Annotated in this window: 9 protein-coding genes; 7 read left to right on the top strand and 2 right to left on the bottom strand. The window is 64.8% G+C overall.

The genetic code is table 11. The features are described from left to right. Positions 1–96: 96 nt before the first annotated feature. A complete protein-coding gene (locus BMZ79_RS10360; protein WP_090640166.1) occupies positions 97–1,329 on the bottom strand; it encodes an aminopeptidase in 1,233 nt (410 codons plus the stop codon). Positions 1,330–1,630: 301 nt separating this feature from the next. On the opposite strand from BMZ79_RS10360, the gene BMZ79_RS10355 reads away from it, so the two are divergent. From BMZ79_RS10355 to BMZ79_RS10335, 5 genes are all read left to right on the top strand, one after another. Beyond that, on the top strand, positions 1,631–1,957 hold the full coding sequence (locus BMZ79_RS10355; RefSeq protein ID WP_090639438.1) for an MGMT family protein: 327 nt from the start codon (positions 1,631–1,633) through the stop codon (positions 1,955–1,957). A gap of 158 nt (positions 1,958–2,115) precedes the next feature. Next, complete coding sequence (locus BMZ79_RS10350; protein ID WP_090639435.1) at positions 2,116–3,858, top strand: ABC transporter ATP-binding protein; 1,743 nt, start codon at positions 2,116–2,118, stop codon at positions 3,856–3,858. Positions 3,859–3,898: 40 nt separating this feature from the next. Further along, complete coding sequence (locus tag BMZ79_RS10345) at positions 3,899–5,713, top strand: ABC transporter ATP-binding protein (RefSeq protein ID WP_090639433.1); 1,815 nt, start codon at positions 3,899–3,901, stop codon at positions 5,711–5,713. Positions 5,714–5,763: 50 nt separating this feature from the next. After that, the gene (locus tag BMZ79_RS10340) at positions 5,764–6,840 is read left to right on the top strand and encodes a phosphotransferase family protein (protein WP_090639431.1); all 1,077 of its coding nucleotides are present in this window, start codon (positions 5,764–5,766) and stop codon (positions 6,838–6,840) included. Between the two features lie 28 nt (positions 6,841–6,868). After that, entirely contained in the window at positions 6,869–7,810 is a 942-nt protein-coding gene (locus BMZ79_RS10335) for a hypothetical protein (RefSeq protein ID WP_090639429.1), read from the top strand. A 73-nt stretch (positions 7,811–7,883) separates the two neighbouring features. On the opposite strand, the gene BMZ79_RS10330 is transcribed toward BMZ79_RS10335, so the two are convergent. Further along, the gene (locus BMZ79_RS10330) at positions 7,884–8,900 is read right to left on the bottom strand and encodes an LLM class flavin-dependent oxidoreductase (protein WP_090639426.1); all 1,017 of its coding nucleotides are present in this window, start codon (positions 8,898–8,900) and stop codon (positions 7,884–7,886) included. Between the two features lie 494 nt (positions 8,901–9,394). Between BMZ79_RS10330 and BMZ79_RS10325 the strand changes: the two genes are divergently transcribed. Further along, on the top strand, positions 9,395–11,176 hold the full coding sequence (locus tag BMZ79_RS10325; protein WP_090639424.1) for a sensor histidine kinase: 1,782 nt from the start codon (positions 9,395–9,397) through the stop codon (positions 11,174–11,176). Next, positions 11,154–12,926, top strand: coding sequence for a response regulator (locus tag BMZ79_RS10320; RefSeq protein ID WP_090639422.1), 1,773 nt, complete (start codon positions 11,154–11,156; stop codon positions 12,924–12,926). The genes BMZ79_RS10325 and BMZ79_RS10320 overlap by 23 nt, the downstream gene beginning before the upstream one ends. Positions 12,927–12,960: the final 34 nt, after the last annotated feature.

Genomic DNA, 12,960 nt, shown 5'->3' with positions numbered 1-12,960 from the left:
CGGCTGTTCGCGTCCGGCCGAGCCGTCCTAGCGTCAACTAAAAAACGGCCGTACGGGAATTCGTTCCCGTACGGCCGTTCTTTATCGCGTTCGGAATCAAATCGCCCAGTTGCCGCCGCGGAACAGCGGCTCGGCCGTGCCGTCGGCGCGGATGCCGTCGATGTCGAGCTCGGCGGAGCCGATCATGAAATCGACGTGCACGAGGCTCGAGTTGAGGCCCGCGGCGATTTGCTGCTCTTCGTTCATGGCTTTGCCGCCCTCGACGCAAAAGGCGTACGCCTTGCCGATGGCGAGGTGGCAGGAGGCGTTCTCGTCGAACAGCGTGTTGTAGAAGATGAGGTTCGTGTCCGAGATCGGCGAGCGGTGCGGCACGAGCGCGACTTCGCCGAGGAACGCGGCGCCATCGTCGGTGCCGATCAGGTTTTGCAGCACTTCAAGGCCTTCTTCGGCCTGAATGTCGACCACTTTGCCGTCCTTGAACGTCAGCACGAAGTCCTTGATCAGGTTGCCGCCGTAGCTGAGCGGCTTCGTGCTGGTGACGGTGCCGTTCGCGCCGCCGCGGAGCGGGGCGGTGAACACTTCCTCCGTCGGCATGTTGGCGACGAAGATATCGCCCTTCGCGTTCTCGCTGCCGGCGCTGATCCAGATATGGCCTTGCGGCAGCTCCAGCGTCAGATCCGTGCCCGGACCGGTGTAGCGGAGCGCGAAATATTTCTTCTCGTTCAGGATGGACGCCTTCCGGTCGAGCACGTCGATGTGCGTCTTCCACGCGGCCACCGGATCGGGTTCGTTGATGCGCGTCGCGGCGAAGATCGCGTCCCAGAGCGCGTCCTGCCGCGCTTCCGGCGCGACGTCCGGGAACACTTTCGCGGCCCAGTCCGCGGACGGCACGGCGACGATCGACCAGCTGACCTTGTCCGACATCGTGTATGTACGCCACGTCTTCAGCGCGATGCCCGCCGCCTTGTTGGCGTTGGCGATCCGCTCCGCCGGGATGCCCTTCAGCAGGTCGGGGTTGGCCGCGACGATGCTGAGGAACGCCGCGTTGTCTTCGGCCATGTCTTCCCAGCCTTTGGCGCGCCATTGCGGATACTCCTGGAACGCCTCGTCCGGGGCAAGCTCGTATTTCGTGCGCGTCACGACGTCGTCGCTCCACTCGACGTGGACGTTTTTGGCGCCGGCTTCGTACGCCTTCTTCACGACCTTGCGCACGAAAGGCGCGGACGTGATGCCGGCGGTGACGACGAGCGTCTGGCCGGGCCGGACGTTCACGCCGACCTCCACGGCGAGAGCCGCGTAGCGCTCGAGTTTGGCTTCGAAATCATTGATCATAGTACAAACACTCCTTACTTCCGGATAGCGTTATTTTACCACAAAAGGCGCCTAAACCCTAAAGCGGAAGACGGCGTGACCGCACCGGCCCGCGGGACCCCGAGAACGGCAGCGGGGGCGGAGCGCAAGCGAACAGTCGAAAATTTTTACGAACATATTTTCGCATAAAATGCGGCATAAACCGAAAGGTTAGGCTATAATAGGTAGAAATCTGGCATTTCGCCCCATGAACGGCCAGCGCCCGCGGGATCTGGCGGGAGGACGTTCGGGGCCGCGGCGCGAAAGGACGGGCGCGAGCATGACGCCTTTTACGGCAGACGTATTGAAGATCGTTTCGAACATCCCGGCCGGGCGCGTCATGACCTACGGCGGCATCGCCGAGCGGGCGGGCAGCCCCCGGGCCGCGAGGCAGGTCGTGCGCATCCTTCATTCCATGAGCGACAAGCACGGCCTGCCGTGGCACCGGGTCATCAACGCGAAGGGCGAGATCGCCATCGGCAGCGACGAGGGCCGGTTCCTCCAGCGCGCGCTGCTGGAAGAGGAGGGCGTGTACGTCAATCCGGCGGGCGTCGTCGATTTGGACGAGTACCGGCATGTACCGGACGCGCCGGAGCGCCAAGAGTAAGGAAGGCAAAGTAAAGCAAGGCAGGGCAGGGGAGTCAAGCCAGATAAGGGCAAGGCAAGGAAGGCGCCGCTTCCCGCCAAGGCGGGGGACGGCGCGGAGCGACGGGGACCGCTTCGCAGAACCGTTCCCGCACTCGAATCGAAACGGAGGAATACGGCGTGTCGTTCGTAACGCGGCTGCAGTGGTTTTTCAAAACGAGATGGGGGTATTACGCGGTGGCCATCGCCTTGATGGCGACCGTGAACCTGCTTCAGACGATTCCGCCCAAAATGATCGGCAACACGATCGACCATATCCAGCGCGGCAAGCTGACCGCGTCCGAGCTGAGCCATACCGTTCTGCTGCTGGCCGGCCTCGCGCTGCTCATGTACGGGCTCGTCTACGTCTGGATCACGACGCTCTACGGCAATTCGGTGCTGCTCGAGAAGCTGCTGCGCGGCCGCTTCATGGCGCATCTGACGCGGATGACGCCGAGCTTCTTCCAGCGCAACAGCACGGGCCAGCTGATGGCGCTCGCCACCAACGACATTCTCGCCATCGGCAATACGGCGGGCTACGGCGTCATGACGCTGGTCAACACGCTGGTCGGCGCGTCGGTCGTCATCATCACGATGATCTCGCTCATCGACTACCGGCTCATGCTGGCGGCGCTCGTGCCGCTGCCGCTTCTGGCGGTCGCGATCAGCTACCTCGGGCGCAAGGTGCGCACGCGCTTCCTGGCCGCCCAGGACGCGTTCGGCAAGATGAACGACCACGCGCTGGAGTCGATCTCCGGCATCCGCGTCCTGCGCTCCTACGTGCAGGAGCACCGGGACCTCGACGCGTTCGACGCCGTGACGACCGGCGTCATGGACCGCAACCGCGAAGTATCGGTGCTGAACGCGATGTTCCAGCCGATCATTTCGCTCATCGTCGGCGTCAGCTATTCGATCGGCATCGGCTACGGGTCTTATTTGGTGTTCACCCACGACATCTCGCTCGGGCAGCTCGTCTCGTTCAACATCTACTTGGGGATGCTGATCTGGCCGATGATCTCGTTCGGGGAATTCATCAACGTGCTGCAGCGGGGCAACGCCTCGGCCGACCGCGTGGAGCGGTCCTTCCGCCAGGAGCCGGATCTCGCCGATCCCGAGCGGCCGGTCGACGTCGAGGTGCCGGAGCGGATCGAGATGCGCGAGCTCTCGTTCGCGTACCCGGCCGCGGAGCATCCGAGCCTGCGGGGCGTCTCGTTCCGGCTGGAGCGCGGGCAGACGCTCGGCATCGTCGGGCGCACGGGCAGCGGGAAGAGCACGCTGCTGAAGCAGCTGCTGCGGCAGTATCCGCTCGATCGGGAACGGCTCTTCTTCTCGGGCGTGCCCGTCGAGGCGATCGCGATCGACCGGGTGAAAGCATGGGTCGCCTACGTGCCGCAGGAGCATCTGCTGCTGTCCAAGACGATAAGCGACAATATCGCGCTCGGCAAACCGGACGCCTCGGACGCGGAGATCGCCAAGGCGGTGGACATGGCGTCCTTCGCCGCGGACGTCGCGCTCATGCCGGAAGGGCTCGGCACGATCGTCGGCGAGAACGGCGTCATGCTCTCCGGCGGGCAGAAGCAGCGGCTCGCGATCGCGCGGGCGCTCCTGATGAACGCCGAGATTCTGGTCATGGACGACTCGCTCTCGGCCGTCGACGCGCGGACCGAGACCCGGATTTTGCAGCATATCCGGCAGGAACGCGCCGGCAGGACGACCCTCATCGCGACGCATCGCCTGTCCGCCGTCAGCCACGCCGACTGGATCCTCGTGCTCGACGAAGGCCGGATCGCGGAGGAAGGCACGCACGAAGAGCTGATGCACTTCGGCGGCTGGTACCGGAAGCAGTGGGACCGCCAGCAGATGGAAGCCGGGCTGGAGGAGTAGCCATTACAAGCGCCCTTGGAGGCACAGGAGGTCGTCCACGATGAAGTCAACGACCGCGGGCAGGCTGGCACGCTATGCCCTCGCGTACAAATACCGCATTCTCGCGGCCATGCTCATTCTCTGCTGCGCCGTCGGCGCGGAGCTCGGCGGGCCGTACATCGCCAAGACCATTATCGACAACCATCTTTCGCAAGACAAAGACGACATCGGCGCCGTCCTTCGGCTGCTCGCCCTGTACATGGGGCTGCTGCTGACGGCGAGCGTTTGCAATTTCTCGCAATCGTATTTGCTGCAGACGACGGCGCTTCGCATCATTAAGAACATGCGGATGGACCTCATGAAGCATATCTCCCGCATTCCGGTGCGGTACTTCGACAATACGCCGATCGGCCAGGTCGTTTCGCGGATCGCGAACGACACGGAAGCGATCCGCGACCTGTTCATGAGCTTCATGGCGACGTTCGTCGTCAGCCTCGTGCAGCTCGCCGGCATCTACGTGGCCCTGTTCGTGCTGGACGCCCGGCTCGCGCTGATCACGCTGGCGCTGCCGCCGCTGTTCGTCGCCATCATGTACGTCCACCTGAAATATTCCAAGATCTATATCACGATCATGCGCGCCCGGCTGAGCGACATGAACGCGATGTTCAACGAGACGATCAACGTCATGCCGGTCATCCAGGCGTTCCGCCGCGAGAAGACGACGATTCGCGAATTCGAGACGCTCAACCACGACCGGTACGCGAACCAGGTGAAGCAGTTCCGGGTGTTCTCGCTCTCTTCGCGCAACATCGTCGGCACGATCGGCGGGCTGTTGACGGCGCTGGTCATCTGGTATTTCGGGAACGAGTCGCTGACGGCGGCGTCGATCTCGTTCGGGGTATTCTACGCGTTCATCGATTATCTGGGGCGGATCTTTAACCCCATTATCGGCATCTTCGACCAGCTCATGAACGCGCAGCGGGCGTTCGTGTCCGGCGAGAAGGTATTCGCCATCATGGATCTCGAAGGCAAGGACGTGGAGGAAGCGGAAGGGACGCCGCGTCCGGAGGGCGCCGTGAAGTTCGACGGCGTCACGTTCGCCTACAAGGAAGGCGAGAACGTCTTGAAGGGCATTTCGTTCGAGGCGCGCAAGGGCGAGACGGTGGCGCTCGTCGGCCATACCGGCTCGGGCAAGAGCTCCATCCTGAATCTGCTGCTCGGCTTCTACGAACCGCAGCAGGGCGTCATCTCCATCGACGGGCGGGATATCGGGACGTACTCGAAGCAGGAGCTGCGCAAGCATATGGGCATCGTGCTGCAGGATCCGTTTCTGTTCGCGGGCGATATCAAATTCAACGTCAGCCTTTATAATAAAGACATCACGTTCGAGCGGGTGAAGGCGGCGCTGCGCGAGGTCGGCGCGTCATCGTTCGTCGAGCAGCTGCCGAACGGGTACGACGAGCAGGTCGTGGAGCGGGGCAGCACGCTGTCCTCGGGCCAGCGGCAGCTCATCTCGTTCGCGCGGGCGCTGGCGTTCGATCCGTCGATTCTCATCCTGGACGAGGCGACGGCGAACATCGACAGCGAGACGGAGGGCTTGATCCAGCAGGCGCTCAAGGTCGTGAGCGCCGGACGGACGACGCTCGTCATCGCGCACCGGCTGTCCACGATTCGCGAGGCGGACCAAATTCTCGTGCTGCATCGCGGCGAGATCGTGGAACGCGGCAATCACCGCGAGCTGATGGCGCTGGAGGGGCGCTATTATAAAATGTACCAGCTGCAGACGGGCGAGACGGCCGCGGCGCAGACCGGGGAAGGCGCCGCGCGGCCGGCGGAGGGCGGATCCCAGGCGGGCGGCTCGCCGGTCGTCATCTGACGCGGCGGGCAAGACGGCACAAGGAAGCTATCGGAGAGGGCGAATGGACGATGGGCGAATGGGCGGCAAGCGATTTCAAGAAGCCGGACGGCACGCTGAACGAAGCGTTGATCGCGGGACGGGAGACGTTGTATACGGGCATGAACGGGCAGCGGGTGGAGCGGTTGTTCCTGAGCACCGGGGCGCTGGTCATCTATAAACCGCTCACCAACGACAGCCAGCTGGGGCGGGAAGCGTGGGTGTACGCCCGCGTGCTCCCGCTGCTGCCGCCGATCTATCCGAAGCTGCTGGCGTTCTCGGGCATCGCGCTGCCGGACGCGGAGCACGCGGGCCAGGACGTCGCGGCGGGAGCCGCGGATCCGGCCGGGCATGGCGGAGCGGGCGAAGCCTGCGGCTGGTGCCTGTTCGAGGACCTGGGACCGCTGTCGCACGCCTTCGATGCGGCAACGGCCGAAGCGCTCGTTCCGTATATCGCGCAGTGGCACGCGCTGCCCGTCGACGGCTTGCTGGACGCCCCGCTGCTCGGACCGAAGCCGATGATCGAAGCGCTGCTCGCGGACGTGCTGAACCGGGAAGACGCGCTGCGCGCCGCGTTGTCCGCCGCCCTGCCGGAGGGGGCGGCCCTGCTGGAGCGGGTAGCGGCACCGCTGCGGGCCGGCGGCGCGCTTCATGCCTCGGCGCCGGGCTGGTCCCGGCGGGTGCTGTCGCACGGCGACCTGCATCTCGGCAACTACGCGCTCGCCGCGGGCGGCGTGAAGGTGCTGGATTGGGAGCATGCGCATCTGAACTGCCCCTACTGGGATTTATACCATCTGATCGATCTGTCCCATCCCGTGTTCCCGAAGACGATGGACGCGGACGTCCGGTCGCGGCTGCTGGACGTCTATGTCTCCGAGGCGGCCCGCGGGGGCATGCCGGCGGACGGAGCCGATTTCAAGCGGGAGTATGCGTTATTCGCCGCCGTGTTTTCGCTTTGGATGCTGCTGCTGATCGAGAAGGATCTTGCGGCGCTTCGGCGGGACGCGGCGTTGCCCGCCAAGTGGTCGCCGGAGCAGCTGCGCCGGCAGCGGACGGAAACGCTGGCCAGCTTCGCGCAGTGCGCGGCGCTGCTGGATGCGGCGGACTAATCGTGAGAGAAAGAGGAGGCGCTTGCCGATGGGAGAAGAATCGCAATCGGAGCTTGAAACGAGCCCGGCCCGCCTGCGCCGGCCGGACGTCGTCCGGCTGCTGGCGGAAGAATTGTCCGGCAGCGAGCTGAATACGCTGCTGTTGGAGGTGTTCCGCGCGCGGACCGCGGCTTCGTCCGCCGCCGACCTGCTGCGCCGGTACCGGGATAACCGCTTCGTGAAGCCCGCGGCGGCCGATCCGATCGCGCTGAAGCGGCTGGAGCTCGAGCTATTGTCGATCGCGGTCCGGCAAGGCGCCGCGCCGGTGCAGCTCTCGCCGGTCGCGCCGCTCGGAACGGCGTCGGTCATCGCGGAGGTCGACCAGAACAACGTCGTCTCCGCTCTGCGGGGGACGGAGGTCGTCTCGGACGCGACCAATTTGCTGGCGCTGCATGCGTGCGAACTGATCCGGGCCGAGGGAGCATCGCGCCGGAGGGACGAGCGGCTGCGGCTGTGCACGACGCACCGGCACGTGCGCGCGCAGTTCTTCGGGGACGCGCCGGGCATGCTGCCGCACTTCCATCTCTTCGGCCAGGTAACCGCCGGACGCGACACCGGCTCCTACGGCTTCGAGAAGCCGGCGTTCTGGGAGCATGTCGCGGTCTACCGGGCGATCTTCCGCGAGCGCTTCGATTCGGACATCGAGGTGGTTCTGAGCGCGCGCGGCGGGTATCCGGACGCCGAAGGGCTGGTGGCGCGGATCGCCGCGGACGGCGAGGCGAACGGCGCGGGCATCCGCGTCTCGATCGGAGAAGCGAAGCCGGACCACCGCTATTACGCGGGGCTGCAGTTCGCGGTCAAGACGACGATCGCGGGCAGGGAGCTGACGATCGGCGACGGCGGCTTCGTCGATTGGACGCAGCGGCTCCTCGGCAGCAAGAAGGAACGGCTGCTGATCAGCGCGATCGGGCTGGATCGGCTGATGAACTGACGGCGATGCCGACAAAAAAGCACTCCGCGAACGGCCATGAAGGCGGTTCGGGAGTGCTTTTTGACGTCTCGCGTTAGTCGGCGGCTTGCAGCCCGCCGGCTTCGGCGATGATTTCGAACGAGCGCAGCCGGGCTTGGTGATCGTAAATCTGGGACGTGACGATCAGCTCGTCGGCCATCGTGTCCCCGAGGATTTCCTGCAGCCGGTTCTCGACGGCGGCTTTGGCGCCGATGACGCCGAACTGGAATTTGGACCGCAGCGCTTCGCGCTCGTGCGGCTGCCACAGCGCGTCCATGTCGGCGACCGGCGGCTTCAGCTTGCCGGGACGGCCGCGGATCAGGCTGAGGAATTGCTGCTGCTGCGACGTCGCCAGGAATTGGGCTTCTTCGTCGGTGTCGGCCGCGACGATGTTGACGCCGATCATGACGTACGGCTTCGCCAGCGCGCCGGACGGGCGGAAGCTGCTGCGGTACAAGTGGATCGCCTGCATCAGGTACTCCGGCGCGAAATGGCTCGCGAACGAGAACGGCAGGCCGAGCTCGCCGGCCAGCTTCGCGCTGAAGCCGCTCGAGCCGAGCAGCCAGATCGGCACCTGCTGTCCTTCGCCCGGCGTAGCCCGGACCGGCATGTACTCGCCCTCGGGCGGATTGAAGTAATGCCGCAGCTCGCTCAGCAGCTCGGGGAAGTCCTCCCCGTGCGTCCGCAGGTCGCGGCGCAGCGCCCGCACGGTCGATTGGTCGGACCCGGGCGCGCGGCCGAGGCCGAGATCGATCCGGCCGGGGTACATCGACTCCAGCGTGCCGAATTGCTCCGCGATGACGAGCGGCGCGTGGTTCGGCAGCATGATGCCGCCCGAGCCGACGCGAATCCGCTTCGTGCCGCCGGCCACGTAGCCGATGACGACGGACGTGGCCGAGCTCGCGATGCCGGCCATGTTATGATGCTCGGCGAGCCAGTAGCGATTGTAGCCAAGACGCTCGGCCAACCGCGCGAGCTCCATCGTATGGCGGAAGGACTCCGCCGGCGTCCCGCCTTCCACGACGGGCGCCAGGTCCAGGACGGAAAGCGGAACGGAACGTTCAAGGGGCATAGGAAGACCTCCTAAAAGTGGTGGGATGATGCGATGCCGGGCATCCGGCGAGATGAGCGGCAACGGCATCGAAAGCCTAATTCGTTTTTGCGAGCGAAGCTCACACCAGGGAATCCCGAATGACAAGCACGCCGCGTCCATGCGAGCGAAGCCTGCCGCAGCTCCCCCGCCTCGAGGGGCCCGGCCTCTATCTCAAACGACAGTAAGACAATCATGAAAGGATACGTTCATATTATGGAACAGGGGTGGGTAAATAGCAAGCAGCTAACCTTTTGTTAGTGCTACAATCCTCAAATCCAGCCGATCGCCACAGCATGCCGGACAACGCGCCAGCCCGTGTATTCTTCCCGAAAATCCCCCTTTTCCGTTTCCATGGAAACGTCCCGCCCATCCCTCGCCGTTGCTGTCGAAATACCGGGCGAAATGGCAGAAACGGCCATATTATTTACCCCCTATTTTTGCTATAGTGGGGGAAAGTTATCCGTGTCCCGGGGGTGTCCGCGCTGACGATCCTGAAACGACTGGCTTCCTTGTCCATCCTGCCCAAGCTTGTCCTGACCTTCCTCCTGACCCTCACGCCGCTCTACATCATCGGCTGGCGAATGAACGAAATCGGCTCGCGCCACGTGCAAAAAGAGCTGACCGATTCGCTCGTTTCCCGGACCTCGCTCTATATGAACATGCTGGAATTCGACCTCGACGGCGTCATCCGGCAGCTGCAGGAATACGTCAACGACGACGACTTGCTCAAGCTCACCTCCTCCTCCGAAGTCATGACCGAAATCGAGAAGATGCAAGCCCAGCTCCGCATCAAGAGCAAGCTCGACCTGCTCAAAAAGTCCAGTAAATTCGTCGAAGATGTGATCGCTTTCATCCCCGTGATGGACCGGACCGTCTCCGCGAACGACAATATCATCGGCGATTTCGACCAGGCGCAGTTCGAGGCGCTGACGCAGTCGACGAACCGGTTCGAGGCGCCGTTCCTCGTCTGGAAGGACCGGATCTTCATCAGTCTGCCGTATCCCGATCCGGCGGTGTCCGGCCGGCAGAAGCCGGTGTTCCTGCTGGCCGTGGAGGTATCCCGGACCAAGCTGGAAGCGGCGCTGCAGGAATTCACCAATGAAGGCGGCCGGACGGCGCTCGTCGGCAACAAGCAGCCGTTCATCATCACCGGCGGCGAGACGGCGGTCGACGAGGCGCTCGTGCGCGATTTTCAGCGGGAGGGCGAAGGGGCCGCGGAGAATCAGCTGCAGTCCGTCAGTTGGAAAGGGACGTCGTATTTGCTCGTCTCCAACCATTCCCCGCGCCTCGACATGTCGCTGCTCATGTACGTGCCCGAAGCGAAAGTGAACGCGTCGCTCGAGGTGTACCGGTTCTGGTTCTACGTGCTGTCGGTCGTCTCCGTCATCCTGGTGCTGCTGTTCTCGTACAGCATCTACCTCATCATCCACCAGCCGCTCAAGCGGCTCGTCCGCTCCTTCCGCCGCATCGAGCAGGGGCAGTTCAACCTGGAGGTGCACTACCCGCTGCAGGACGAGTTCGGCTACCTGTACGGCCAGTTCAACGGCATGGTGCGGCGGCTCGACGTGCTGGTCCACGAGGTGTACGAGCAGCAGTACCGGGCGCGCCTCGCGGAGCTGCGGCATCTGCAGTCGCAGATCAATCCGCATTTCCTTTATAACAGCTACTTCATCCTGTACCGCATGGCGAAGCAGAAGGATCACGACAACGTCGTCTACTTCACGAAGCATCTCGGGGAGTACTTCCAATACATCACGCGCGACGGCTCCGATGAGGTGCCGCTGCGCAGCGAGGTCCAGCACGCCCGCACGTACGCCGAGATCCAGTCCATCCGCTTCTCGGAGCGGATCACGGTGGATTTCGACGAGGTGCCGGAGGCGATCCGCGAATTCCCGGTGCCGCGGCTGATCGTGCAGCCGATCATCGAGAACGCGTACAACCACGGCTTGGAAAACAAACGCCGCGACGGCCTCATCGCCGTGCGCTTCCGCGAGCGGGAGAGCGCGATCGACATCATCATCGAGGACAACGGCGACGACCTGAACGAGGAGAAGCTCCGCACCATGCAGGCGGGCCTGCTGGACAAGGCCGAGCCGTCGGAGCATACGGGGATGCTGAACGTCCATCGGCGCATCATCATCCGGTACGGCGGGGGCGGGCTGACGCTCGAGCTCGGCGCGGACCGCGGACTTAAAGTGACCATGACGATTCCGAGAGAGGCAGGTGGCGGCCATGTACCGCTTATTGATCGTTGACGACGAGCGCTTCACGGTGGACGGACTGTACGAGATGATCGAGGAGATCGAAGAGTTGGAGCTGGACCTGTACCGCGCCTACTCGCCGGAGGAAGCGCTGGACTGGCTGGCGCGGGCCAAAATCGACATCGTGCTGAGCGACGTGCGCATGCCCGGCATGACGGGGCTGGAGCTGCAGAAGCGGATCGTCGCGCAGTGGCCGCGGTGCAAAATCATTTTCCTGACCGGCATCCATCAGCTCGAGACCGCGCAGACGGCGATGCGGACGGGCTCCATCGACTATATTCTCAAGACCGAGGGCGACGAAGCGATCGAGCGCAGCATCCGCAAAGCCGTCGCGGCGCTGGACGCGGAGACGGCGAGCGAAAGCTTCCTGCTGCAGGCCAAGCGGCGCGTCAGCGAGGCGATGCCCCTGCTGCACCGCGACTGGCTGCAGGCCGTGCTGGAGCGGCAGGCGCCGGCCGCGACGGACGGGAAGCTGGCGGAGCTGAACGTTCCGCTGCGCCGCGGGCTGCAAGTGCTGCCGCTCATCGGCCGGATCGACTGGCCGGAGGCGGCGGGCTATCGCGACCGGTCGCTGCTGCTGTACGCGGTCCAAAATATCGCGGCCGAATATTACGAGCCGCTGGCGTTCTTCTCGGTCAGCCTGGACAGGAGCCATTTCATGTGCCTGCTGCAGCCGCGGGCGGCGGCGGACGGCGCGGACATGGCGGATACCGGGGCTCCGGAAGCTGCCGGAGCCTCGGAAAGCGCCGGAACCGCGGAAAAGGCCGGGGCCTCGGAAAGCGCTGCGGCCGCGCGCGATGCAGAAGTCGCGACCGATGTCGGAGCCGCGGACGATGCCGCGTACGAGGCGGACCCGGCTTGGCCGCAGACGGTCGGTTTCGCGCGCGGGACGATGGAATCCGTGCAGCGGACCTGCGAACGGCTGCTGCAGCTGGACGTTTCGCTGATCGGCTGCGTCCGGCCGGTCGCGTGGACGGCGCTGCCGGACGCGTACGACGCCATGCGGCGGCAGCTGCAGATCGGGCTCGGCTCCCGCGACCGGATGCTGCTGCTCTGGCGGCCGGACGAGGGGGACGCCCGGCCCCGGGAGCCGGAGCTGCAGCCGCCCCCGCCGCCGCGCGTCATCGGCTCGCAGCTGGAACGCCTGCTGGAGGAGGGGAACGAGGCGGCATTGACGGAAGCCGTGCGGGAGCACGTCCTGCAGCCGGCCCGTTATGCGGACTATGCGCGGGCGTACTACGCGATCGCCGGCCTGCTCCTCGGGCATCTGGCGCCCGAAGGGGCGGAGCGGGCGGAAGACGACGGGGGCGCCATCGACGCGTTGATGAACCTGTCCGCGCATCGCAGCCGGGAAGACGCGCTGCAGCAGCTGCTGGGCGTCGCGTCGGACATCCTCGCGCGGCGCCGGTCGGTGCAGACGGAATGCACGCGGCAGGTCATCGCGAAGCTGCACGCTTTCATTCGGGCCAACCTGGCGGGCGATCTGTCCTTGACGCGGCTGTCCGAGGTCGTCTATTTGAATCCGGCGTACTTGTCCGTGCTGTACAAGCAGCAAACCGGCCTTAACCTGTCCGAATACATCGCGGAGGCGCGGCTCGAGAAGGCGAAGGAGCTGCTCGCGACGACGCCGCTCAAGATTCAGGACATCGCCGATCGGGTCGGCTTCGAGACGGCGGGCTATTTCAACCGCTTCTTCAAGAAAAGGCTGCGCGTCACGCCGCAGGAATATCGGGCCCGGGCTTAGTCCCGGGCCTTTCCGCGAACAGATTCTATACAAG

The sequence above is a fragment of the Paenibacillus sp. UNC496MF genome (assembly GCF_900113915.1).
In the GTDB taxonomy this organism is placed as follows: Bacteria; Bacillota; Bacilli; order Paenibacillales; family Paenibacillaceae; genus Paenibacillus_Z; species Paenibacillus_Z artemisiicola.
This window is presented reverse-complemented; position numbering and strand designations above follow the sequence as displayed.